We start from the raw sequence: 25,865 nt of genomic DNA, 5'->3' as shown, positions 1-25,865 counted from the left end.
AAATGGGAAAACCTACTGGATTTATAGAATATAAAAGGCAAAATGCCCAGTATCGTGACCCGTTGGAAAGAATCCAAGACTGGAAGGAAATTTCAAACTTGCTTCCTGAAAGCAGTTTAAGACAGCAAGCATCTCGATGCATGGATTGCGGTGTTCCATTTTGTCAAAACGGCTCTCATATAGGAGGAATGTCGACAGGATGCCCAATATTTAACTTAATTCCTGAATGGAATGAGCTTGTTTATCGAGGGGATTGGAAAGAAGCATATGAAAGATTAACTAAAACGAATCCTTTCCCAGAGTTTACAGGAAGGGCATGTCCAGCGCCTTGTGAAGCTGGATGTGTCGCTTCCCTCTATGAAAGTTCCGTAACGATAAAAAATATTGAGTGGGCCATTATTGAAAAAGCTTTTGAAGAAGGATGGGTAAAACCGCAAATTCCAAAAATGCGTACAGGAATCAAAATTGCCGTAGTTGGTTCCGGCCCGGCTGGCTTGGCTTGCGCTTACGAATTAAATCAATACGGCCATTCCGTAATTGTTTTTGAAAGAAGTGACCGAGTGGGTGGGCTGCTTACTTACGGTATTCCTAAAATGAAAATCGAACAATCTGTCATTGATCGAAGAATTCGCCTGATGGAAGAATCGGGCATTTCCTTCTTAACCAATGTGGAAGTAGGAAAGGATTATCCGATTGAAAAGCTGCAAAAAGAGTTTGATGCGGTCATCCTTTGCACAGGCGCTACAAAACCCCGCGATTTAGAAGTCGATGGCAGAAATTTAAAAGGCATCCATTTTGCAATGGACTTCTTGCACGCCAATACAAAAAGTATGTTAGATTCCAATTTTAAAAATGGCCAATATATTTCCGCTGAAGGCAAAGATGTAGTAGTTATCGGAGGAGGAGACACAGCGGTAGACTGCATCGCTACTGTCCTAAGACAAAATTGCAAAAGCGTCGTTCAATTCGATATTTATCCTAAACGTCCAACAGAACGCACACCCGATAATCCATGGCCTCAATATCCAATGGTTTATAAATTGGATTACGGCCAAGAAGAAGCAAAGGCGAAATTTGGCAATGATCCAAGACTATTTGCAACTTCTGCTTTGGAATTCATCGGGGATGAACAAGGCCAACTCACGGCAGTAAAAAGCGTTGGCATGAAAACCATCATTAATGAAAAAGGTGAAAAGATTCGAGAACCTATCCCAAATACAGAAAAAACCATACCCGCTCAGCTCGTCCTTTTAGCCATTGGATTTGAAGGGCCAGAAAGAGAACTCTTTGATCAATTAAACATTGATGTAAAAGGATTGAGAAATAGCCGTACTTTCCAAACAGCCGTAGAAAATGTCTTTGTGGCAGGCGATGCAAGAAGAGGCCAAAGTTTAATTGTTTGGGCGATTCAAGAAGGAAAGGAAGCAGCAAAAAGTTGCCATGAATATGTAATAAATAAAGTAAACTTACCAATTTAGGGGGGATACGGTGCAAGCAGTTGATTATATCCAACAATTATTTGCAGATCGAATTGGAGGTCCCTCCTTCGGTCTAAAAGAAGAAATTTTTAAATTTGAAAAGATCAAGAGAGCTAAAAGGCAGGCCATGAAAGAAAAACCGGATGTGCCATTAATTGATTTAGGCGTTGGGGAACCTGACGCTATGGCAGACAGGAGAGTAGTTGACAAACTATATGAAGAAGCAGCAAAATCTGAAAACCGATTTTATGCAGATAACGGAATTCAGGAATTTAAAGAAGCTGCTTTCCGCTATATGGCGGAAGTGTTTAACGTTCCTGACCTTGACCCTGAAACGGAAATCAACCACGTCATTGGTTCAAAATCAGGTCTCAGCTTATTGCCTGCAGCTTTCATTAATCCAGGCGATATAACGTTGATGCCATCACCGTGCTATCCGGTGCTTGGCACTTACACAAAATATTTTGGCGGAGAAGTTGTCCATCTTCCACTCCATAAAGAAAACAGATTTTTACCTCGTCTCGATCAAATTAATCCAGAAGTGTTGAAAAAAGCAAAGCTGCTTTATTTAAACTATCCAAACAATCCGACTGGTGCGGTAGCAACGAAAGAATTCTTTGAAGAAGTCGTCGCGTTTGCAAAAAAACATCACCTCATTGTTGTCCATGATGCCGCCTATGCAGCGTTGATGTTTGACGGCGAAAAACCTCTCAGCTTTTTATCCGTACCTGGTGCAAAAGAAGTTGGAGTAGAGCTTCATTCATTATCCAAGTCTTTCAATATGACCGGTTGGAGAATTGGGTTTATCGCTGGAAATGCCAAATGTATTAAAGCTTTCCAAACGGTAAAAGACAACAGCGATTCCGGTCAATTCATTCCAATCCAAAAAGCCGCATGTTTTGCCTTATCCCATCCAGAAATAACAGAAGAAACTGCAAAAAAGTATTCCCGCCGTCATGAATTATTAGTCACTATTCTTCGCGAATGTGGTTTCCAAGTAGAAAAACCAAAAGGCTCCTTTTACTTGTACGCAGAAGCGCCAATCGGAGTAGAAGGTGGTCCATCATTTCAATCAGCGGAAGATTTTTCGCAATATCTCATTCGGGAACACCTTATTTCAACAGTTCCATGGGATGATGCGGGAAGCTTCATCAGATTTTCCGTCACCTTTGAAGCAAATTCCGAAGAAGAAGAACAACAAGTGATGAAGGAAATGGAGAGACGCTTGAAGGGAGTTCAGTTCATATTTAAAAGAAGGTGATGAAATGCTATTTACGAAAATGCATGGATTAGGAAATAATTATATCTTAATCAATCTTTTAGAAAACACCTTAGAAGATGAATATCTTCCAACACTTGCTAGAAATCTTTCCGATGTGAGATTTGGCATTGGTTCTGATGGTTTAATCCTCATTTGCGATTCAAAAGTGGCGGACTTCAGGATGAGAATCTTTAATGCAGATGGTTCAGAAGGAAAAAATTGCGGCAACGGATTAAGATGTGTTGCGAAATATTTATATGATCATCAGTTTATAGTTTCCGAGAGTTTTACCATTGAAACCCTCGGTGGAATTGTAGAAGTCCATATTTCAGAAAAGAAAAAAGAAGTGGAATTTGTGACGGTTGATATGGGTGAACCGAAATTGTTAAAAGGAATGATTCCAATGAAAGGGGAGCCTATGACGATGACCATCAATGAACCATTTACCATTGGTGAAAATCTCTACCATTTAACGTGTGTCTCCATGGGTAACCCACATGCCATCATATTTGCTGACAATGTTCATGACGTACCCCTTGAGAAAATCGGTCCCATCATCGAACATGCTGAAATATTTCCCGAAAGAGTCAATGTCGGCATAGTAACTGTTAAAAATTCCAAAGAACTCGATTATCGAGTTTGGGAAAGAGGCTCAGGTATTACAATGGCATGCGGAACAGGTGCTTGTGCAGCAGTTGTCGCAGCCACCTTAAATAAAAAGATTGAGAAGAACCAATTAATAACCGTACATCTTCCAGGAGGTGATTTAGAGATTCGGTGGGATGAAAACAATCATATTTGGATGAAGGGTAGGGCAGAGTACATCTGCCACGGTGAAATTAAATTAGAACATTTCACCAAAGAAAAGATGCTTAAAGCAGCAGGACAATAATTATTGGATAACAATTTGGAGGAGGAAACAGTTTATGAAGAAAAATTATACAAAAGAAGCCATTTTAAAAATCGCAGAAGAAGAAAACGTGCGCTATATTCGCTTACAATTCACAGATTTATTCGGAATTATTAAAAACGTTGAAATTCCGTTAAGCCAATTGCCAAAGGCTTTAGACAACAAAATCATGTTTGATGGTTCTTCTATTGAAGGGTTTGTAAGAATTGAAGAATCTGATATGTACTTATATCCGGATTTAAACACATGGCTGATCTTCCCTTGGGAAACAGAATACGGAAAAGTGGCCCGTTTAATTTGTGATGTATACTTGCCAGATGGCAATCCATTCCCTGGCGACCCACGCGGAGTTTTAAAACGAGTTTTAAAAGAAGCCAACGAACTTGGATTTACAGCAATGAATGTAGGTCCAGAACCAGAATTCTTCTTATTTAAAACAGATGCAAGCGGCAACCCAACAATGGAATTAAATGACCAAGGCGGCTACTTTGATTTAGCGCCAACGGACCTTGGAGAAAACTGCCGTCGTGATATCGTTCTAACTTTAGAACAAATGGGCTTTGAAATTGAAGCTTCTCACCACGAAGTTGCGCCTGGTCAACATGAAATTGACTTTAAATATGCCGATGCTATCGAAACGGCTGACAATATTCAAACTTTCAAATTAGTAGTAAAAAATATTGCTAGAAAACATGGATTGCATGCCACATTCATGCCAAAACCTCTCTATGGCGTAAATGGTTCAGGTATGCACTGCCACCAATCTCTTTTCCGTGGAAATGAAAATGCCTTCTATGATGAAAACGATGAACTAGGTTTAAGTGAAACAGCGAAACAATATTTAGCAGGAATTCTAAAACATGCTTACAGTTTCGCAGCCATTACAAATCCAACAGTAAACTCCTACAAACGATTAGTTCCAGGTTATGAAGCTCCATGTTATATTGCATGGTCAGGCAAAAACCGCAGTCCTCTTGTACGTATTCCAGCAAGCCGTGGATTAAGCACTCGTATTGAATTAAGAAATCCAGATCCATCAGCAAACCCATATCTCGCATTAGCTGTTATGCTAGCTGCAGGTCTGGACGGCATTAAAAACAAATTAACCCTTTGTGATCCTGTAAACTCCAACATTTACAAAATGGATGAAGATCAATTAGAAGAATTAAAAATTAAGAGTCTTCCAGAAAGCCTCAAAGAAGCATTGGACGCGTTGGAACAAAATGAAGTGATTAAAGCAGCCCTTGGCGAACATATTACAACACACTTTATTGAAGCAAAACGCATCGAATGGGATGAATTCAGAATTAACGTGCATCCATGGGAACGTGAACGCTATATCACTCTATACTAAGGGGGACGCTCTATGAAAAAAGTTGAAGTGATTACCCGTCCAGAAGTGTTTAAAGAATTGCGGGATAACTTGTTTTCCATCGGTATCGGCGGCATGACGGTAACGGAAGCCGCCGGTAGCGGCAAACAAAAAGGGATGGAAGGTTTATTTCGAGGCACAACCTTTGAAATAAAAGTCCTCCCTAAATTAAAAATTGAATTGGTGGTTGACGACGAAAAAGTTCCAGAAGTAGTCGAAGTTATTCAGAAAACTTGCAATACAGGATCGGTAGGTGATGGGAAAATCTTTATTATCCCTGTAGAAGATGCGATTCGCATTCGAACAGGCGAACATGGCCAAGAAGCGATTATATAAGAAGAGAGGAGTCGAGAAGAGATGAAGAAAAAACTATTATCTATTTTCCCATTATTACTGTTCGCTGCAATGCCAGCTTATGCACAAGCTCCGACTGTTGAATCATTGGAATTATCCATAAACCTTGTCTGGGTAATGTTAGGCGCTGTCTTAGTATTCTTTATGCATGCCGGATTTACCCTTGTGGAAACGGGCTTTACAAGAGCGAAAAACTCTTTGAACATTATCATGAAAAACTTCTTAACGATCAGTATTGTTTCCATATTATATTTTATGGTAGGCTTTGGGCTTATGTTTGGAGATACAGCTGGCGGATTCGTCGGTACGAATGGATTCTTCCTATCCGGAAGAGAAGATATCGACTTCTTCGTATTCCAAGCAATGTTTGCAGCAACTTCCATCACCATTATTTCAGGAGCAGTTGCTGAACGAATCCATATCATGAGCTATATTTTGATTGCTGTTGGAATGAGCATCATCGTTTACCCAATTATTGGCCATTGGGTATGGTCAGGTGATGGATGGCTTGCACAACTAGGATTTACTGATTTTGCAGGTTCCACAGTGGTGCATTTAACAGGTGCCATTGCCGCTTTAACAGTTGTTATTTTCCTTGGGCCTCGTATTGGCAAATATACAGGCAAAAAAGTCAACGTTATTCCAGGCCATAATATTCCTCTTGGAGCACTTGGGGTATTTGTACTATGGTTAGGTTGGTTCGGTTTCAACGGTGCTAGTACCCTTGCAGCAGATACAAGTGCAGTACCTCATGTCATTGCCACAACTTTACTTTCTACTTCAGCTGCGTTTGTAGTTTCCGCTCTTTATACAAAAATCCGTTTTGGAAAAATTGATCCTTCCATCTCATTAAACGGTGTTTTAGGCGGTTTGGTAGGTATTACAGCTGGAGCATTAGATATTTCTATTATTGGTTCAATTATTGTTGGATGTGTATCTGGCATTTTATTAGTAGAAGGTGTTCGTTTCTTAGATACGAAGGTTCGTGTAGATGACCCAGTAGGTGCCATTGCCGTTCATGGTATTTGCGGAATTTGGGGAACACTTGCAGTAGGTTTATTCTCGACTTCCAGTGGACTTTTCTACGGTGCAGGTGCATCACAATTAGGTATTCAGGCAATCGGTGTTTTGGCTGTTATTGTGTATACACTAATCGTCGTTAGTGTCATAACAGTTCTAATCAACTTCATTTATCCCATCCGTGTTTCTACCGAAGATGAAATTGCTGGCCTTGATTACTCTGAACACGGCTCTTATGCCTATGAATGGAGCCAAACATTGCTTGAAAGAGTCATCAATGGCAACGATGAAAAACCAGAACACGGTCTAGGCTTGGCGGATCGGCTAAATAATCTTGCTCATGGTGCCGTAAAAAGTAAAACTTCTTAAGACATCTCAAAAAACTTCCAAATAAGGTGGTGATCCATCAACTACCGAAGAAGTGGCTGTTTCTGTATCGGAAATTGCAAATGCTGCAAACAATACCAACAATCCTTCAAATCGGCAGAAACCCAATCCTCTTCAATTGAAAATGTATTAAGCGTTGTCCATTCATGAAATAAACAAGCCCACGAAATGCAAGATATGTATCCGGGTTTAAGTGTGATTAGACCATCTTTGTGTTGATATTTTTTGGACATTTGTATCATTCTTTAACAAAAATTAAAGGCGCTACCTCTAATCATTTCATTGGAGATAGCGCCAATATATTTAATTCGTATGATAGGATTTGCTTAATTCGATAAAGTAATCCAACGATTTCGGGTTTGCCATGGCATCGCGGTTAATAGATTTCTCCAATGGCATGCCAAGCAAAATTTTGCGAATTGGCACTTCCAACTTTTTGCCGTTCAAAGTTTTTGGCACTTCTTGAATGACATGAATTCGATCAGGAACAAATCGCGGAGATAAATTTTCTCTGATAGCATCGCAAATTTTTTGATTTAATTCATCATTTAATTTGTCCGGCTCCTGCATGACAATAAATAAAGAGAGGCAAGTAGGACGGTCTTTGTATTCTAAATCAACAACTAAACTATCAAGGATTTCCGGGAAAGATTCAACAATTTTATAAATCTCGCTCGTCCCCATCCGCACCCCGGAGCGGTTGATGGTTGCATCGGAACGCCCAAAGATGATGCAGCATCCATCCTCATGTATTTGAATCCAATCTCCATGGCGCCAAACATTTGGAAAGGTGCTGAAATAACTGTCCAAATATCGGCTAAAGTCTTCATCTCCCCAGAAATAAATAGGCATTGATGGCATTGGTTTTGTTATCACCAATTCGCCTACGGAGCCGATGATGGAATTTCCTTCTTCATCGTAGCTTTCCGCCTTCACCCCTAATGAACGGGATGGCAAAATGCCGGCTCTTACAGGCAAACTAATATTTCCACCGACAAACCCCGTGCAAACATCCGTACCGCCGCTGATTGAAACGAGCAAGACGTCCTGTTTAACAGCATCATATACCCATTTGAAACAAGCTGCGGATAAAGGCGAACCGGTAGATAATACGGTACGCAGCTTTGGAAATTTAAAGTAGCTGTTTGGCTGGAAATTATGTTTAAAACAAATATCAATAAATGGGGCGCTTGTGCCGAAAACAGTGATGCCTACTTCTTCCGCATAGGCCCATAAAGCAGAAAGGTTCGGATAGCTTGGGCTTCCATCATATAAAACGATGGTGCTGCCTGTCATCAATCCGCTGACTAATATATTCCACATCATCCAACCGGTTGTTGTGAACCAGAAAAATCGGTCGTCTTTTCCTAAATCCGCCTCAATTTGAAGAGTTTTTATATGTTCGACGATGATTCCGCCGTGGGAATGGACAATGGGTTTTGGCAAGCCTGTTGTTCCTGAAGAATATAAAATCCAAAGCGGGTGGCTGAATTCCACTTGTTCACTTTCGATTTCATTAGTACGATCTTTTAAAGCATCTTCCCAATGGACGGTGTTGGAAGACTTAAGTGCCGGCTTCTCTCCAACATTTTGAATAATGATGCAATGTTCAATGGATGGAATTTCTTCTAGTAAATGTTGAATGGTATCTAGTTTTTCATAAACCTTTCCATTATATTGATAGCCATTCACGGCAATCAAAAGTTTCGGCTCCACTTGTTTGAATCGGTCAACGACGCTGTTTAGGCCAAAATCCGGCGAGGCAACTGCCCAAACGGCCCCAATGCTTGCGCAGGCTAAAAAGCTGATGACCGTTTCAGGGATATTAGGAGCATAGGCGACCACCCGATCTCCTTTTTGGATGCCGATAAACTTCATATATTTTGCAAGCGTTGCGACATTTTCGTAAAGATCGCTCCAAGAAATGGATTGGGTTTTTTGATTTTCGGATTTATAGATGATTGCCGGGCCTTTTTGCTCTTTGTGGCGGAATACTTGATCCACATAATTCAGATGGGCGTTTTGAAACCATTTGAAAAAGGGCATTTTTTCGCCGGATAAAACCGAATCATAAGGCTTGCTGTGAATGATTTTTCCATACTCCCAGATGGATTTCCAAAAAGCTTCTGTTTCTGTTGTAGACCATTCCCATAATGCTTGATGGGATTCAAATTCAAGTCCATATTTCTCCTTCAACCATTTTTTGTAGCGGCTGTATTCGCTGTTTTCAATTTTATTTTCATCCGCTTTGTAGAGCAGTGTTCCTTCGATTACAGAAACCATACGAATCATCCTTTCAGAAAAAATAATAGTTAGTTTGGGTAGTTTACATTAGAAGCCTGCTTCAGGATGTAAGGAACTTAGTAGAATTTAAACTATAAATTAAATATGTATACTAGAGGAAAAAAATTCTTACTTATAATGCTATTTTGAAAGGATTAAATGAGAAAAGTATAAAAAAAATAAACCCATTCGTCTCCTAAAATACTTTGAAAAAAGGGATGGATGGGTAGTTTTATTATCAATTTGCGACAGATTTTTGTATAATTCAAGATGTGACATTCAAAAGAAAGGAAAAGAAAATGTTAAAGCACTTTTTTTCGTACTACAAACCGCATAAGCGATTATTTATCATCGACTTTTCATGTGCCGTTTTTGTGGCCATTTTAGATTTGTTTTTTCCGATTGCGGTGCAATGGTTCATCGATACGCTGCTGCCTGAAGGGAATTGGGGAAAAATTGTGCAGGTGAGCATCTTATTGCTCCTTGTATATCTTTTAAGCACCCTTATGAACTTTGTGGTCAACTATTTGGGGCATAAGCTAGGGATAAATATTGAAACTGATATGCGGCGCGATTTGTTCAATCATATTCAAAAACAAAGCTTTAAGTTTTTCGACAACACGAAGACCGGCCATATTATGAGCCGCATCACAAACGATTTGTTTGATATCGGAGAGTTTGCCCATCATGGACCTGAAGATTTCTTTATTGCCATGATGACTTTTGTCGGCGCTTTTGTCATTATGTTCCAAATCAATCCAACATTGGCTTTGATTGCCCTAGTGTTCATGCCGTTTTTAATTTGGCTTGTTACTTACTGCAACACGAAAATGAACAATGCATGGAAAGAAATGTACAGCAAAATTGCGGATGTCAATGCGAGAGTGGAAGACAGCGTTTCAGGCATCCGGGTAGTGAAAGCTTTTACGAATGAAGAGTTTGAAATGAAACGCTTCCGTGAACAAAACAGCTTTTTCCGCGCCGCTAAGCTTTATGCCTATAAAGTAATGGCCGGAACCCACTCCAGCATTTATTTTATGACGCGGCTGCTCACTTTGGTTATTTTAGTGGTCGGCGCATGGCTGAGCTACAACGGCAAATTATCCTACGGTGAATTGGTAAGTTTCGTCTTATACACAAACGTATTAATCAAACCGGTGGATAAAATTAGCGCATTGTTGGAACTTTATCCAAAAGGAATGGCTGGTTTTAAGCGTTTCCGGGAATTGCTTAGCCAAGAACCGGAAATTAAAGATCGGAAAAATGCCATCGCAGTGCCGCATTTGGAAGGAAATATTTCATTTCATAATGTATCTTTCCAATATGATGAAACGAAATCTGTACTGAAAAACATCTCCTTTGATATAGAGGCAGGGCAGACCATTGCTTTCGTCGGCCCATCTGGAGCAGGGAAGACGACGATTTGTTCATTAATCCCACGCTTTTATGATGTAAATGAAGGATCGATTACCATTGACGGCATCGATATTCGGGATATGACGCAAACATCATTGCGGGAACAAATCGGCATTGTGCAGCAAGATGTGTTTTTATTTACGGGAACAATTCGGGAAAATATCGAATACGGCCGATTAGGGGCAAGCTTTGAGGAAATCAAAGCGGCTGCTGAAAAAGCCCATTTGAAGGAATTCATTGAATCCCTTCCTGACGGGTATGACACTCAAATCGGCGAGCGCGGCTTGAAATTGTCGGGTGGACAAAAGCAGCGCCTTGCCATTGCGCGGATGTTTTTGAAAAACCCGCCAATCCTAATTTTGGATGAGGCTACATCTGCCCTCGATACAGAAACGGAAATGCTCATTCAAAAATCGTTGAACGAGCTCACCAAAAACCGCACAACATTAGTCATTGCCCATCGCCTAGCAACGATTCGCAATGCGGATAAAATATTCGTTGTAACGGACAACGGCATTGTAGAACAAGGAACGTATGAGGAACTCTTAGCATTAAATGGCGTCTTTGCCAACTTGCACAACGCACAGTTTAAGAAAGCGGAAGAGTTTATTACTATTTAGTAACACACCCCCCACTTGGATAAAAAGTGGGGGGATATTTTAATTAGAAAAAGAGGAAATAAATATGATCGTCCAAGTTTATACTCACTGCCTCTTTTTTGTTTTCTTATTGTTATATTTTTCTTCCGGCGTCAACGGTTCGTTCGCCAGCTCGTGGTCAAACTCCCTTGACAAATTTTTTCTTACCGCTTGTTCATCGCTGAAGTTTCCGCTTAAATTTTTCTTTTCCCTTTTTGCCATGAAAAAACACCTCCGTGAAATTAGTTTGCCTCGGGGTGTCTTTAAATATGTAGAGTTCTTCTAAGAGTTTTGCCGTTCAAAGGAAACATAACGCGTTCCTTGAAAAGAGAGTAAACCGATATCATTTTCCACTAGCATTCCATACTCATTGCCATTCACCTTCAATTCCATTCGGTCTCCACTTTGCACTTCAAAGGTTACATAATAAGTAGTATGGGAATGGTCTCCGCGAACCTGAATCCTTTTCGCAACGACTTTCGCTGGAACAGTCAAAAGGGGAGAGTGATTATTTTTTATGCCCTCCTTAATATTTGAAAAAAAGCGAAAAAGGAAAATGCCAAAAATAATAAAAAATAATAACGGAAAAATGGAAAACATAAAATCAAAAAGCATGTAGTCACTTCCTATCCGAAAAAAATTATCATCCTTTTTTAAAATACAAATTCTAAATTTTATACGATACAAAAAGAGAAAAGTTTCGGAAATGTAATCACTTTATTGCTCCAGTTGCAGGGCGCTGGAACTTTTTCATTTCGTGAAATACAAATTTCTTATTTTCGCTGTGCCATCAAAGAAAAGATTGGTTAAAATTTGTTGAGTAGTTATAAATATTCAAAAAACGGATACATTCCCTTTGTAAAATAAATGGTAATCTATAAGTAAGAAAGATTTTGTTTTTCACATAAACACCTAGAAATGCTCGCTGATGGAACAGGGTGAAAGGAAGGCAGCTATGAGGGAGTGAAGACGGATGAATTACCACACTGAATATTGAGGAAGTCGAAAAAAGCTGAACACGGACATTGAACAGGGATTAACAACTAGTGAGGCGCAAAAGCGGATTGAACAATATGGCTATAATGAGCTTGAGAAACATAAAAAACAATCCGATTTATTACTTTTTTTCAGCCAATTTAAAGACTTTTTAGTGATTGTATTATTGGTTGCTGTTCAAGAAACAAGATCATGAATATTTGTTGATTGGCAGTCCAACTGAAGGCGCTCTTTTGGTTGCGGCAATGAAAGCCGGATTCGATCGAAATGAATTGCTAAAAGAATTTAAAATCATAAAAGAATTCCCCTTTGACTCTACAAGAAAAATGATGTCTATGCTCGTTGAAGATGCGAGCGGGAAGAAGTTTGTCATTGCGAAGGGGGCTTTCGGATGTACTGACGAATAAATGCAGCAAAATAATTTGGAATGGCAAAGAAGAATTGTTGTCGGAGGAGATAAAGAACTCCCTTCATTCGGCCATTCATGATTTAGCTTCTCAGGCGTTAAGAACAATCGCGATTGCTTATAAAGAAGTGCCAGCTAGTACAGTAATCGAAAAAGCGGATGAGGCGGAATGCGGGTTAACCTTAATGGGACTAGAAGGCATTATTGACCCGCCTAGATCCGAAGTGAAAGCAGCGGTGGAAAAATGCAAACAGGCAGGCATTAAAACGGTGATGATTACCGGCGACCATATGGCAACGGCAAAAGCAATCGCTACCCAACTAGGCATCTATCAAGAAAACAGCAAAATAATGGACGGAAAAACATTGGCAAAAATGTCTGTAGATGAATTAGAAGAAATCGTTGAAGATGTGGCAGTTTTTGCGAGGGTATCTCCTGAACATAAATTAAAAATTGTGAAGTCGTTGCAGCAAAAAGGGCATGTTGTAGCCATGACGGGAGATGGCGTCAATGATGCGCCAGCCATTAAAGCAGCGAATATTGGAATTTCCATGGGGATTACCGGAAGCGACGTGGCAAAAGAGTCTTCCTCTCTAATTCTATTGGATGATAATTTTGCAACGATAGAATCAGCCATTGAAGAAGGACGGAATATTTACGAGAACATCCGCAAGTTTATCCGTTATCTTCTTGCTTCCAATGTCGGGGAAATGCTTGTGATGATTTTTGCCATCATCCTTGCGTTGCCATTGCCATTAGTGCCGATTCATATTTTATGGGTAAACTTAATTACAGATGGTTTGCCTGCCATGGCTTTAGGAGTGGATCAGCCGGAAGGAGAAGTAATGAAAAGCAAGCCGCGGAATCCGAAAGAAGGAATTTTTGCAAGAGGCCTTGGCTGGAAAATCATTTCACGGGGACTTGCAATTGGCATTATTACCCTTGCTGCTTTTATGATGGCCCTTGAGAAAGGGGATCTTGAATATGCTCAAACCGTTGCCTTTGCAACTCTTGTAATGGCGCAGCTGATTCATGTATTTGATTGCCGCTCGGAAAAGTCGATATTTTCTAGAAATCCTTTTGAAAATAAATTTCTGACAGGGGCGGTTTTATCTTCCTTTGTATTAATGTTGATGGTGATTTATATTCCGTCATTGCAGCAAGTTTTCTCTACAGCCCCAATTGAAATATTGGACTGGATACTCATTTTAGTGATGGCTGGCATTCCTACCTTCCTGTTGGGTGGAGTGGATGTGCTGGTGAAGAAATTAATAATCTTTTGACACGCTCGAAATGGTCAAAAAAATTATGGCCGGCGTGCGAAAAGATGAAATTCCGCATATGACTTATTTGCATTAATTGCACTAGTTGTAGGTTCAATGATTGGCAGTGGAGCATTTAATATGGCAGGAGACATAGCTCTCGGTGCCAATGCGGGGGCTATGTTGATTGGATGGGTTATTACAGGTATTGGAATTATCGCCCTTGGGCTTGTATTCCAAAATCTATCCATCAAAAAGCCTGATTTAGACAGCGGTATTTATAGCTATGCCAAAGAAGGGTTTGGTAAAAGCAGCCATTCAGTTTGTGGAATCCAAACCGGACCGAAAAGCCATGATTACCTCTTTGGACAAGGCCCTTGACGCATTGTTGGGACAAGCCGGAACGATTGTTGAAAATTAAATGAGGATGAAAAAGCGGTGGCAAAGTGCTGCCGCTTTTATGTTTTATATATAAGAATCAGTATACAATATTATTAATATTCAAAATATTTAATATAATATCTTGAAGTTTACGTTAACGTCAATGCTATAATAAGGCCAAATTCAAGAGGTGAAAGGGATGAAAACGATACAGGAAGTTGCAAAGGAATTCAATATCACACCAAGAACGCTTAGATATTATGAAGAAATCGGATTGCTTTCACCAAATCGAACGGAATCCAATTTACGAACCTTTTCCAAAAAAGAAATTGCCAAATTGAAGCTTATTATGCGCGGAAAAAGATATGGCTTTTCCTTAGAAGAAATTAAAGAAATGGTTCTGCTATTCGATTGCGACCGCACCGGAATAAAACAACTGGAAAGAACCGTTGAGTACGGTGCACAGAAAATTAAAGAGATTGATGAAAAAATTCAGGAGTTAACCCAATTGAAAAACGAATTAATTCAGCTTCATGACAATTTTTGCGAAAAACTAGCGAAATTAAAGGGGGAAGATGCGAATGAATAGTTCCATGCTTTTAGCAAGAAATGCCCGAAAATATCCAAAGAACGAGGCCGTGATTTGCCAAGGGCGCCGGGTTACCTACAAGGAATTGGATGAACTAGCGACAAGATTGGGCCATGCTTTGCTTGACCTTGGCATTCAACAAGGGGATAAAGTCATGATTTTTATGCCAAATGTATTGGAATTTGTAGTTAGTTATTTTGCAATACAGCGAATTGGTGCGATTGTGGTGCCTGTAAATGCGAAATTCACTTTATCGGAAGTGGAGTATGTGGCAGATCATGCCCAGGCAAAGGCTATCATCGCTCATGAAGCTATTTTTTCATCGGTTGAGAGCATAAAAAATGTCAAAATTAAAATTAAAACTGGAGCAAAAAAAGAAAGTTGGCTCGACTATAACGAGCTCATTGAGAAGTCCGACAGCTCAGAAATTAAATGTTTATTAAAAGAAGATGACTATTCAACAATCCTCTATACATCTGGAACAACAGGAAAACCAAAAGGCGTATTATTCAGCTATCGCAATATTTTAGCAGTTGCCCATATGATTGCCATTGAAATGGAAGTAAAGCCGGAAAGCCGAATGTTGTTAATGATGCCCCTCACTCACTCAGCGCCGTTGCATTTGTTCTTAATGTCAGCTGTTCTTGTTGGAGCAACAAATGTACTTACACCTACTTTTACCCCTGATTTACTTATTGACACGGTAGAAAAAGAAAAAACAACCCACTTCTTTGGAGCGCCGGTTGCTTATTTATTAACGGCTTCCCATCCGAGATTGCAAACAGCGGATTTATCTTCCATGAAATGGTGGGTTTATGGCGGAGCATCGTTATCCGAAAAAGAAGTGCGCCATATACAACAAGCATTTAAAACGGATAAATTAACTTGCGTTTACGGCTTAACGGAAGCTGGGCCAAGTGGAACCATTTTATTTGGATATGAACATGTAAAAAAAGCAGGCAGCATTGGTAAGCGGGCAGCCTTTGGAACAGAAATCCGCATTGTCAATGAAAACGGTGAAGATGTTCGAGTAGGTGAAATTGGAGAGATTGTGCTATATGGGGAAGGAAACATGGTTGGCTATTATCGCGATGAAGAAGCAACAAAACAAGCTTTCCATGGAGAATGGCTGAAATCAGGGGATTTGGCCCGCTTTGATGAAGACGGCTATATTTGGGTGGTTGACCGGAAGAAAGACGTCATTATTTCCGGCGGCGTGAATATTTATCCGAAAGAAGTGGAAGATCGAATTTTACAATTTGGAGGAATTCAGGAAGTAACAGTTATTGGAGTACCTCATCCGGAATGGGGGGAAACAGTGAAAGCGGTGTTTGCGGCAAATACACCGATTGATGTGGAACAATTGAAGGCGTATTTATCGGAGCATCTGGCAAGCTATAAAGTGCCGCGTCTATACGAACAGGTGGAAGCCCTTCCACGGAATGCTTCCGGAAAAATATTAAAACAACAATTGAAAGCGCAGGCGATTGTAGAATGAAAGTATTGCAAAATGTGGTGGCGGAAAAAGAGACAAACTTTTTTACAAGCGATGATACATTGCAAAAAATATTGGAGCAAATGCTGGATCAAGAGTTTTATGAATTTGCATTTAGAGAACTGACAGACTTCGGGGCTTTGGTATGCGGCGAGATTGATGCGCGGGCAAAGCATACGGACCGGGAAGGGGAGCCCCGCCTGATCCGTTACGACAAATACGGAGAAGAAGTATCGGAAATTTGGGTTAATGAGGGATACAAAAAGACTGTAGAACAAACGTATAATACGGGAATTGTTGGCTACGTGCATAAGGAAATTCCAGAACTAGGGAGAAAAGGGAATTATATTTACAGTTTTGCCCAAGGTTATTTACTTTCCCATGCGGAGCCGGGATTTTATTGTCCTGTGACATTAACCCTTGCCACTGCCTATTTGTTAGATCATTTTGCAGATGAGGAATTAAAAGCAAAATTTTTGCCTCACGTCTGCTCAACGGGCGAAGTGGAATTGTACGAAGGAGCGACTTTCTTAACAGAGCGGCAAGGCGGTTCGGATGTCGGAGCAAACATTCTTGAAGCAAGATTTGACGGCACGAATTACCGATTATATGGCGAGAAATATTTTGCGTCTAATGCGGGGATGTGCGGCGTTGCCATGGTATTAGCCCGCATGCCAGATGCTCCAAAAGGGTCAAAAGGGCTTACACTGTTTGCTGTGCCTTGGAGAAAAGAAGATGGGTCTCTCAATCATTTGCTGATTCGACGTTTGAAAGATAAATTGGGCGTTCGCGCTGTGCCTTCCGGTGAAGTGGAATTTGACGGCTCAATTGCCTATGTAGTAGGAGATCCGACAAAGGGTATTTACTATATGTTAGAGGCATTGAATTTATCAAGAATCTGCAATGGAATTGCTTCAGTCGGCATTATGCGAAGAGCGTTCATTGAATCGAAATATTATGTTTCCAATCGGGAAGCTTTTGGACAAAGATTAACCAACTATCCAATGATTCAAGATTCTTTAGCGAAAATGGCTGCAAAACTTCATGTGGAAGTAGCTACCATGTTTGATTTGATTCAATTGTACGATGTGGTGACAAGGGGCCAAGGAACTGAGCGGGATATTATAATGAATCGTTTGAATATTGCAATCATGAAAAAAGAGACAGCGGAACAGTCCATTCATTTTGCCCATGAAGCAATTGAACTCCATGGCGGAAATGGATATATTGAAGATTTCGTTACACCAAGACTTTTAAGGGATGCGCAAGTATTGACGGTGTGGGAAGGAACGGCAAACATCTTAGCCTTAGAAGTGATTCGATTATTCAAAAAGTATAACGCCCATCAATTATTTGTTGATGAAATGAACCAGCGCTTGAAAAAGGTAAGAGATTCGAAGTTAAAACAAATTGTGGTGGAAAAGCTTGGACAACTTGAAGCTGCTTTGGAAACTTTTGTGTCTTTGGATGAAGCAGCGCAAACTTTTGAAGGAAAAGGGATTGCTCAACAACTGGCTTGGATGTATGAAAGCGTTGTAGCCCTTGAATGGGCGAATCGCTACGGCGGAAAGTACGAAAAACTGGCAGAAATTTATTTAGAAGACACTTGGAAGCTTCGAAAATTAGGCGATCCGATGAAGACGGTTTTGTATTTTGATGATGTGGTGTAAGCAAATGGAAAAAGAAAAAGAGAATTTGAGCGAGTTCAAATTCTCCTTTTAATATGTGATTTGAAGAATGGCCTAGATTTTCAAACTTGGCTTAAATGCGTCCATAGCCAGAAAGACGGTTTTTCCAATAGCCTGTTTTGATGGATTCGATTTTTACGCCTGAACTTGAGGCATTAATCATTTGTCCATCGCCAATGTAGATTCCAACATGTGAAATGCCTTTTTTATAAGTGTTGCTGAAAAAGACTAAATCGCCTACTTTTGGTGAAGTCACTTTTGTAGCTTTTTGATAGTAGTCAGCTGCAGTTTCGCGGCTGATGGATTTTCCGGCATTTTTATACACGTAATAAATAAATCCGGAACAGTCAAAACCTGAAGGAGAACTGCCTCCAAAAACATAAGGCACGCCTATGTATTTTTTTGCTAACTCGACAGCTTTTAAATTAGGATTCTCTGTTAAATTGTCTGTACCATTCACTTCTAATTTTTGTCCAACTTTGATGAGAGTTGAAGTTAAACCGTTTAACTCCATAATTTCTTGGTACGTCGTATTATATTTTTTTGCAATGCTGTATAGTGTGTCTCCACTTTTTACCGTATATGTAGCAGCAAAAGCTCCTGATGTTGTTGAAAGGAAGAAGGATGTTCCTAAAACAAATGATGCAATTATTTTTGTAAATTTATTCATAACCTAATCAAGTCCTTTTCGTTCTTGTACTATTTTTTTATTATCTGATTCACAGTTTGGATTATAGCAAAAAAACATTACACTAATGTTACAAGAATGTTATATTGAAAAAATAATACAAAATTCCTACAAGTTCTATGGTATTTAGTAATAATGAAATAAAAATAATTGATCCTTGAGATAAAACCAGAATGGATATTTAAAAGATTTTAATGAGGCTAGGCCTGGATTGGTGTGTTTGCTTCATTATTTAGTGCGAATGGAATTTCCATTAGTGCGTTTACTGCTTCGATTTAGTGAGGATAGTTTCTCATTTAGTGCATAGCCAGCCTTAATTGGTGCATATACTCCATCATTTTGTGTGGATAGAGCCCCAATTAGTGCGGATGCTTCATCAATTAGTGTGGATAGAGCCCTAATTAGTGCGGATGTTCTTAAATACACATAATTTCTCGAAAAATCAAATAATTTTCAAATGAATGATAAGATAAGGGGGATGGGATATGTTAATGACAAACATTATTGAGGAGCATGCTTCAAAACAACCTTCCAAAGAAGCGATTGTTTTTGAGAACAAGACCATGACGTTCGGGGAATTGTTTGAAAATGCGAAAAAGGTTGCGGCCTATTTGCAACACAAGGGGTACAAAAAGGGAGATATAATTGCTCAATTCATGCTGAACACCGATTTATTTTTGCCTGTCTATTTAGGCGTCAAATTAGCAGGATTAACCGTTATGCCGGTGAATACGAAACTAGCCCCTCCTGAAGTAGACTACATTTTCCAACATTCGGAAGCAAAGGTGTTATTTTATGATGAAAAAATCGAAGAAATCATCAAACCGACAACTCATACTTTTGACCAAGTCATTTCCACATCGAAAATTTTAGAAATTCTTCATGGAAATCAAACCGATTTTACAAAAGTGCCAATTGAACAGGATCAAACCGCCGTTGTTATGTATACATCGGGAACAACGGGAAAGCCAAAGGGAGTCATGTTATCCCACTATAATATGATTGAAACGGCAAAAATTTGGTCGGATTCGATGAACATTACAAATCAAGATCGGACTTATATTTGCACGCCACTTTTCCACTGTGCAGGTCTTCATGTATTTGCCATGCCGACATTATACAAAGGAGGAACCGTTGTCATAGAGGAAGCCTTTTCACCAGACAGGACATTAAAGAATCTTGAAAAAACGGAAGCGACGATTTTTTTCGGCGTGCCGGCAATGTATACCATCATCTTAAATAAACCGGAAATCAGACAATATAATTTTCAAAATTTACGATTATTCTGCTATGGCGCTGCACCAATGCCTTATGAACTTGTGAAGAAATTAAAAGATACGTTCCCAAAGGTAAAAGTACAAAATTTGTATGGACAAACAGAAAATACCCCTGCAGCCTCTTCCCTTACCGATGAATATGCGCTCGAAAAAATCGGTTCAGTTGGAAAGCCGCTCAAAAATACACAAATCAAATTGGTGGATGCAAATGGGGAAGAAGTGCCGGTTGGGGAAGTAGGCGAAATTTGCGTGAAAGGTCCGCAGGTGATGAAAGGTTATTTAAAAAATCCGGAAGAAACGGCGAGAACGATTCAAGATGGCTGGTTATATTCAGGCGATTTAGGAAAGTTCGATGAAGAAGGATTTTTATACATCGTCGACCGAAAAAAGGACATGATTATCCGCGGGGGAGAAAATATTTACCCTGTAGAAGTGGAAGAAGTGCTGTATCAAATCCCTGAAATATTAGAAGCGGCGGTTGTCGGTGTTCCTCATGAAGTGTATGGGGAAGTGCCAAAAGCGTATGTAGTATTTAAAGAAGGAAAATCCCTGACATCTGAAGAAATTATTAACTATTGCTTCACTAAACTTGCCAAATATAAAGTGCCGGTGGAAATTGAAGAATTAAAGCAGCTTCCACGGAATGCATCAGGGAAAGTCTTGAAACATACGCTACGTCCGAAAAAAGAAACCGTATAGAAAGAAGGGGAAATATGGGAAATGTTTACTTAGTGGATGGTGCAAGAACAGCTTTCACATCTTTTGGAGGAACTTTCGCCAATACAAATGCAGTTGCATTAGGAGCAGCTACGGCAATAGAGGCGATGAAACGTTCAAAAGTATTGCCTGAACAAATTGACCATGTGATTTATGGAAATGTCATTGCTACAAGCGGAAATGCCGCATACTTAGCGCGCCATATCGGACTTCACGCAGGCGTGCCAAAGGAAGTGCCGGCTTTGACGTTGAATCGCCTGTGCGGTTCCGGCATGCAATCCATTGTAACAGCCGCTCAATCGATTTTATTGGGCGAAGGGGATGTGATTTTAGCTGGCGGGGCAGAAAATATGTCCCAATCGCCTTTCTCTAATTTTGATGTGCGCTTTAAAGGAATGAAATCAGGAAACTTGCAATTTACCGATATGCTACAAGCAACTCTTTTTGATGAATATACGGGTATAGGAATGGGTATCACCGCGGAAAATCTGGCTGAACAATACGGGCTTTCAAGGGAAGAACAAGACGAGTTTGCCCTGCTTTCTCATCAGCGCGCTGCCAACGCCCGGGAGAAAGGCCTTTTTAAAGAAGAGATTGTGCCGGTAAAAATTCAAACAAGAAAAGAAGAAACGATCATTGAAGTGGATGAACATATCAAAGCTGATACGACCATCGAAGCGTTAAGCAAATTAAAGCCGGTGTTTAAACAAGGTGGGACAGTTACAGCAGGGAACGCTTCCGGCATCAATGACGGCGCAGCATCGGTCATTGTGGCAAGCGAAAAAGCAGTTAATGAAAATGGTCTTTCGCCTCTTGCAAGAATTGTTTCTTGGGGCATTCAAGGGGTGGACCCATCCATTATGGGCATCGGTCCTGTACCAGCCATCAAACAGGCGTTGGAAAGAGCGAATCTTGCCCTAGATGATATCGATTTAATAGAAATCAACGAGGCCTTTGCCGCCCAATATTTAGCTGTTGAAAAGGAATTGGGATTGAATCGGGAAATCACCAATGTCAACGGCGGCGCCATTGCGTTAGGACATCCTGTCGGAGCAAGCGGCACGCGCCTTGTATTGACTTGCGCCTATGAATTAAAACGCCGGGGCGGAAAATATGGACTTGCCAGCTTATGCATCGGCGGCGGACAGGGGATTGCAATGGTAATTGAAAGAGTGTAATTCATGTTAGGCAGCAGAATAATAACCTGTTGCCTTTTTTGTTTTCAAATACTTCATAACACTATGTTGGTCAATTTTTTAAAAGTGAACACTGTTTACTCTTTGCGTGAATTTTTATAAAATTTAAATAAAAAGGGGGGGTTTGATGCTTAAAGTGGAAAAAAATGAAGGGTACTCCTTTGATGAATTTTTGAAAAAACGTGCTCAATTAAATGATTTGGATAATCCATTTTTGCTGCAAGTGTTAAAAGAATTGGCAGGAGACGGTTATGGAAAGTTGATTGCAGCATTAAAACCCTTTAGTAAGAAAGTTGCTTATCGGTGGCGCCCATTGATTTCTGAATATGCCCGACCTGAAAATCATCCGAAAATTCGGCATTTTGATGCTTTTAATCACCGTATCGATCGAATCATACAACCACAAGAAGCAGTGCAAGTGACAAAAGAAGTTTTTCAAGAAGCCCTTTTTTCTGTTAAAAATTTGCCATATGAGGGGATTTGCAAACGTTATTTGTTGCAAAGCAACGGGGAAGCAGCCATTTCGTGCCCGCTTGTTTGTACAGATGGTTTAATTGCACTGATTGAAGCCTATTATGATGAGGTCCCGGATGCAGTTCGGGAAATACATCGCCATGCCAAAGAAGGAATAAACGGCGATTTTGCAATAGGAGCACAATTTATGACAGAAATGCAGGGTGGATCCGATATACCTGCCAATGTGCTAAATGCTGTGCCTGATGGAAATGTGTACAGGCTGTATGGGCATAAATATTTCTGTTCAGCTGTACATGCGGATTATGCTGTTGTAACTGCACGAATTGAAGATACAGATGACATTGCTGTATTTATAGTACCTTCATGGCTTCCTGAGAATAAAAAGAAAGAAATCCGCAATCACTATGAAATCAATCGATTGAAATGGAAACTCGGAACTTGTGAATTGCCTTCTGGTGAAATTGAATATAAAGGGGCGATTGCCTATCGCATTGGTCCTCAAGATTGTGGGGTTGCCATTGCCGTAAGTATTGTGTTGACAAGATCCCGTCTAGATATTGGATTTGCCAGTGGGGCATTTATGATGCGCGCTGCAAGAGAAGCAAAACTTTATGCCAGCTTTCGGGAAGTATTTGATCGAAAAATTGACCAGTTTCCGATGGCAGCTGCCCAGCTCGCAGATTTGGAATACGCGGCAAAAAGAACTGTCGCAACGGCTTTTCATATATATAAAAAATTTGCAAATCCAAGCGGTGATCCATTAGATAACTTTGCATTGCGCGAATTGATTTTGCTGCAAAAAATTTACACTTCCAAAGAAGCGGTTGAAAATCTGAGATTAGCAATCTCTCTTTTTGGCGGAAATGGGGCCATTGAAGATTTTAATGATATCGCCCGCTTATTTAGAGACAGCATAGTTAACGAATTATGGGAAGGCCCAAGAAATGTATTATTATCACAAATTTATCGCGATTTACAAAAGTCTAAATGGCCTTTAACAATTGTATTGCAGGAAATGTTCCCGCATTTATCCATTAAAGAAATAAGAAGATATGCGGAGGAAATTTCCTCGATTATGCAAATAAATTTAGTAGATTTACCGAATAAGGATAATATGCGTGCTGCCCGCAGATGGGAAGCTTTATGGGAAGAATTGTTTGTTTCATATCAAGAATTTATTACGAAACGGTTTGAACATTTGCCTATTTTATAATGATCTACTTTATAAAAAGGGGATGGGAGTATGAATATCGGTCAAATTTTAGCCAGCCGTTCAATATTGCAAGGAGAAAAAGTAGGGTTTATCCGCAATGATGTGCAACTGACTTTTCATGAGATGAATGAAAGAGCAAATAGCTTTGCACAGTTTTTACAACAAGAGGGAATTAAAGCAGGAGATAAAATTGCACTGCTATGCAAAAATAATGAGCATGTTGTGGCAGCATTTTTTTGTGCGGCAAAAATTGGGGTTGTGACAGTTGTTTTAAATTATCGTTTACATACAGAAGAATTGCAATACATTATCACCCATAGTGATGCTAAATTATTAGTGTATGATGAAGTATTTGAAGAAACGGCAAAACAATTGCCTGTTGCTGCAATCGGCACAAATAAGCTAATAGACATTTATAAGCAAAAAGCCGCTGAGCCGCAATATGTGACCCATGACAATGAGCCAATCTTAATGATGTACACATCAGGGACAACTGGCAAACCTAAAGGAGCTTTAATATCCCACAATAATTTACAAGCGGCATCCATCGGGCTTACTCATACAATTGATTGGTGGGAGCAAGATCGCTTCTTGATGGTTGCACCGTTCTTCCATATAGGGGGATTTGCACCGCTCATCACAAATGTTCATGTTGGTGCCACGATGATATTGATGGAAGATTTCCATCCGGTTGAAGCTTGGAAAGCAATTGAACGCCATCAAATTACGACAATGATGAGTGTACCGGCGATGCTGGCATTTATGCTCAAAACCTATCCTTCTGTCAAAACAGATATTTCAAGTATTCGAAATATTTCATGCGGCGCCTCGGCTGTACCTGCGCCATTGATTCTTGGCTTCAGACAACTTGGCATACCAATACAGCAAGTATACGGAATGACAGAATTCACTGGTGCGATTACCTTTTGGAAGGAATCTCAAAATAAAGACAAATATAAATCGATGGGAAAACCTGTTATGCAGGCTGGTTTGCGTATTGTCGATATTGAAACAAAAGAGGCGGTTCAGCAAGGGAAAATTGGTGAAATCGTATTAAGTGGTCCCCAAGTGTTTGTCGGATATTATAAAGATGAAGAAAGTTATAAGAAAACGGTACAGAATGGCGAATTATATACGGGAGATGTTGGCTACATCGACGAAGAAGGATTCCTTTATGTAGTGGACCGATTAAAAGATATGATTATCAGCGGCGGTGAAAATATTTATCCAGCAGAGATTGAAGCGGTGATTTCGGAACATCCAGCAGTACAAGAAGTAGCAGTTGTTGGTAAGCCGGATGAAAAATGGGGAGAAGTGCCAAGGGCTTTTATAGTGAAAAAAGAAGGCGCGGAAGTTACAGAGGAGGAGATCATCGCATTCACGAAAGAACATTTGGCATCTTTCAAAACCGTGAAGGAAGTGGTCTTTCTTAATCAGCTGCCACGCAATGCAGTCGGCAAAATTATAAAGTCAAAATTCGCAGAAGAAAAAAATCCGGTTTAATAATGTTGAGGCTGGGACATAAACCAAAAATTATAGGGGTAGCTGAAAGAGTTTTGATAAAAAATTGATATAACTAAAAATTGATTGGAGTGACGGGGCGACTCCTGAGACGAGCCCTCTCGAGACACCGCAGGAGCGAAGGAATGAATCAGAGGAGGCTCGAGCCGGGCCCGCGGAAAGCGTCCCCGGAACGGAAATCAATTTTAATAACATATCAAAAAAACATCATTTTCTCCTTGGAGAAAATGATGTTTTTTTAGATTTGTCCCAGCCTCATCTTTTATATTCGGTTTTTTAAATTGGCAATATAGTAGTCGGCCAATTTTTGAATCGTCGCGATTTTCGCTTCCGTGTCGCGCGGTACTTTTTTGTATGAAATAATGAGCCCGTTCAGGGTGGAAAACAACAATTGGGCCTCGATTTTTGCATTTGGTCCGGATATTTTTTCTTCCAATAATTGAAGAAATTTATTAATTTCATTTGAAATAGGGATGAAGTTTTTGGATGAATCATGTTCAAGAGAAAAATACGACATCATTTCAAACAGTGCCGATGAAAACATATAGCGCAAATATTCATGCACAAAATCTTCTAAACGGTCAATCGTTTTTAAACGCTCTAATAAATCTTGGCAGGCTGATTGCAAAGCAGCGTAATACAAATCTTCTTGCGTATGAAAGTATTTGTAAATGAGAGAAGGTGAAATGCCGGCTTCTTTAGCAATTTGTCGAATGGTTACGTTTTTAAAAGAGTTTTTACTGAACAGCATACTGGCAACTTCCAGAATATGTTGTTTTGAACGTTCACCTTTTGTCCTCATAGTGCCTCCTTGGCGAAATTCTAATTTTATACATTATA

At 39.9% G+C, this 25,865-nt stretch carries 21 protein-coding genes and 2 pseudogenes; 17 read left to right on the top strand and 6 right to left on the bottom strand.

What is annotated here, in order from left to right:
- The first annotated feature begins 2 nt into the window (after positions 1-2).
- The 6 genes from DKZ56_RS10995 to DKZ56_RS10970 are packed head-to-tail and all read left to right on the top strand — an operon-like array spanning position 3 to position 6,764.
- Complete coding sequence (locus DKZ56_RS10995) at positions 3-1,478, top strand: glutamate synthase subunit beta (RefSeq protein ID WP_208650034.1); 1,476 nt, start codon at positions 3-5, stop codon at positions 1,476-1,478.
- A gap of 10 nt (positions 1,479-1,488) precedes the next feature.
- Entirely contained in the window at positions 1,489-2,739 is a 1,251-nt protein-coding gene (locus tag DKZ56_RS10990; protein ID WP_208650033.1) for an LL-diaminopimelate aminotransferase, read from the top strand.
- Positions 2,740-2,743: 4 nt separating this feature from the next.
- Positions 2,744-3,631: a diaminopimelate epimerase gene (dapF, locus tag DKZ56_RS10985; RefSeq protein ID WP_208650032.1), complete on the top strand. Its 888-nt coding sequence runs from the start codon at positions 2,744-2,746 to the stop codon at positions 3,629-3,631.
- A 34-nt stretch (positions 3,632-3,665) separates the two neighbouring features.
- Positions 3,666-5,003 (top strand): type I glutamate--ammonia ligase, encoded by a 1,338-nt coding sequence (glnA, locus tag DKZ56_RS10980; protein WP_208650031.1) that lies wholly within the window; start codon positions 3,666-3,668, stop codon positions 5,001-5,003.
- 12 nt (positions 5,004-5,015) lie between these two features.
- Positions 5,016-5,357, top strand: a complete 342-nt coding sequence (locus DKZ56_RS10975; protein ID WP_208650030.1) for a P-II family nitrogen regulator — start codon at positions 5,016-5,018, stop codon at positions 5,355-5,357.
- Positions 5,358-5,378: 21 nt separating this feature from the next.
- Positions 5,379-6,764, top strand: a complete 1,386-nt coding sequence (locus tag DKZ56_RS10970) for an ammonium transporter (protein WP_208650029.1) — start codon at positions 5,379-5,381, stop codon at positions 6,762-6,764.
- 321 nt (positions 6,765-7,085) lie between these two features.
- Here DKZ56_RS10970 and DKZ56_RS10965 read toward each other — a convergent pair whose 3' ends face one another.
- Entirely contained in the window at positions 7,086-9,065 is a 1,980-nt protein-coding gene (locus DKZ56_RS10965; RefSeq protein WP_208650028.1) for an acetoacetate--CoA ligase, read from the bottom strand.
- A 299-nt stretch (positions 9,066-9,364) separates the two neighbouring features.
- On the opposite strand from DKZ56_RS10965, the gene DKZ56_RS10960 reads away from it, so the two are divergent.
- Positions 9,365-11,101, top strand: coding sequence for an ABC transporter ATP-binding protein (locus DKZ56_RS10960; RefSeq protein WP_208650027.1), 1,737 nt, complete (start codon positions 9,365-9,367; stop codon positions 11,099-11,101).
- 84 nt (positions 11,102-11,185) lie between these two features.
- Here DKZ56_RS10960 and sspO read toward each other — a convergent pair whose 3' ends face one another.
- Together sspO and DKZ56_RS10950 are read right to left on the bottom strand one after the other, a co-directional pair.
- Positions 11,186-11,341: a small acid-soluble spore protein SspO gene (sspO, locus tag DKZ56_RS10955; RefSeq protein ID WP_208650026.1), complete on the bottom strand. Its 156-nt coding sequence runs from the start codon at positions 11,339-11,341 to the stop codon at positions 11,186-11,188.
- A gap of 60 nt (positions 11,342-11,401) precedes the next feature.
- A complete protein-coding gene (locus DKZ56_RS10950) occupies positions 11,402-11,734 on the bottom strand; it encodes a DUF2500 domain-containing protein (RefSeq protein ID WP_208650025.1) in 333 nt (110 codons plus the stop codon).
- A 397-nt stretch (positions 11,735-12,131) separates the two neighbouring features.
- On the opposite strand from DKZ56_RS10950, the gene DKZ56_RS10945 reads away from it, so the two are divergent.
- The 6 genes and pseudogenes from DKZ56_RS10945 (at position 12,132) to DKZ56_RS10920 (ending at position 17,918) form a co-directional block, all read left to right on the top strand.
- Positions 12,132-12,311, top strand: coding sequence for a cation-transporting P-type ATPase (locus tag DKZ56_RS10945; RefSeq protein WP_208652237.1), 180 nt, complete (start codon positions 12,132-12,134; stop codon positions 12,309-12,311).
- A pseudogene (locus DKZ56_RS10940) lies at positions 12,298-13,804 on the top strand (cation-translocating P-type ATPase); the annotation flags it as partial. The gene DKZ56_RS10945 and the pseudogene DKZ56_RS10940, both read left to right, overlap by 14 nt.
- Before the next feature lie 63 nt (positions 13,805-13,867).
- A pseudogene (locus tag DKZ56_RS15990) lies at positions 13,868-14,164 on the top strand (amino acid permease); the annotation flags it as partial.
- Between the two features lie 199 nt (positions 14,165-14,363).
- On the top strand, positions 14,364-14,753 hold the full coding sequence (locus DKZ56_RS10930; protein ID WP_208650024.1) for a MerR family transcriptional regulator: 390 nt from the start codon (positions 14,364-14,366) through the stop codon (positions 14,751-14,753).
- Complete coding sequence (locus DKZ56_RS10925; protein ID WP_208650023.1) at positions 14,746-16,251, top strand: class I adenylate-forming enzyme family protein; 1,506 nt, start codon at positions 14,746-14,748, stop codon at positions 16,249-16,251. Before DKZ56_RS10930 ends, DKZ56_RS10925 begins: the two co-directional genes overlap by 8 nt.
- On the top strand, positions 16,248-17,918 hold the full coding sequence (locus DKZ56_RS10920) for an acyl-CoA dehydrogenase family protein (protein WP_208650022.1): 1,671 nt from the start codon (positions 16,248-16,250) through the stop codon (positions 17,916-17,918). The genes DKZ56_RS10925 and DKZ56_RS10920 overlap by 4 nt, the downstream gene beginning before the upstream one ends.
- A 91-nt stretch (positions 17,919-18,009) precedes the next feature.
- On the opposite strand, the gene DKZ56_RS10915 is transcribed toward DKZ56_RS10920, so the two are convergent.
- Both DKZ56_RS10915 and DKZ56_RS10910 read right to left on the bottom strand, forming a co-directional pair.
- Positions 18,010-18,606 (bottom strand): C40 family peptidase, encoded by a 597-nt coding sequence (locus DKZ56_RS10915; RefSeq protein ID WP_208650021.1) that lies wholly within the window; start codon positions 18,604-18,606, stop codon positions 18,010-18,012.
- A 246-nt stretch (positions 18,607-18,852) separates the two neighbouring features.
- Positions 18,853-19,050: a hypothetical protein gene (locus DKZ56_RS10910; protein WP_208650020.1), complete on the bottom strand. Its 198-nt coding sequence runs from the start codon at positions 19,048-19,050 to the stop codon at positions 18,853-18,855.
- 59 nt (positions 19,051-19,109) lie between these two features.
- Here DKZ56_RS10910 and DKZ56_RS10905 point away from each other — a divergent pair, with 59 nt between their 5' ends.
- The 4 genes from DKZ56_RS10905 to menE all read left to right on the top strand — a co-directional run bounded on the left by DKZ56_RS10905 (position 19,110) and on the right by menE (position 25,007).
- Positions 19,110-20,600, top strand: coding sequence for a class I adenylate-forming enzyme family protein (locus DKZ56_RS10905; RefSeq protein ID WP_208650019.1), 1,491 nt, complete (start codon positions 19,110-19,112; stop codon positions 20,598-20,600).
- Between the two features lie 14 nt (positions 20,601-20,614).
- Positions 20,615-21,796, top strand: coding sequence for an acetyl-CoA C-acetyltransferase (locus DKZ56_RS10900; protein WP_208650018.1), 1,182 nt, complete (start codon positions 20,615-20,617; stop codon positions 21,794-21,796).
- 145 nt (positions 21,797-21,941) lie between these two features.
- Complete coding sequence (locus tag DKZ56_RS10895) at positions 21,942-23,504, top strand: acyl-CoA dehydrogenase family protein (RefSeq protein ID WP_208650017.1); 1,563 nt, start codon at positions 21,942-21,944, stop codon at positions 23,502-23,504.
- A gap of 30 nt (positions 23,505-23,534) precedes the next feature.
- The gene (gene menE / locus DKZ56_RS10890; RefSeq protein ID WP_208650016.1) at positions 23,535-25,007 is read left to right on the top strand and encodes an o-succinylbenzoate--CoA ligase; all 1,473 of its coding nucleotides are present in this window, start codon (positions 23,535-23,537) and stop codon (positions 25,005-25,007) included.
- Positions 25,008-25,287: 280 nt separating this feature from the next.
- Here menE and DKZ56_RS10885 read toward each other — a convergent pair whose 3' ends face one another.
- Entirely contained in the window at positions 25,288-25,827 is a 540-nt protein-coding gene (locus DKZ56_RS10885) for a TetR/AcrR family transcriptional regulator (RefSeq protein WP_208650015.1), read from the bottom strand.
- Positions 25,828-25,865 lie beyond the last annotated feature (38 nt).

The organism is Ureibacillus thermophilus (genome assembly GCF_004331915.1).
GTDB lineage: Bacteria > Bacillota > Bacilli > Bacillales_A > Planococcaceae > Ureibacillus > Ureibacillus thermophilus.
Note: the sequence above shows the minus strand (reverse complement) of the source record. Positions and strands in the feature narration are given on the sequence as shown.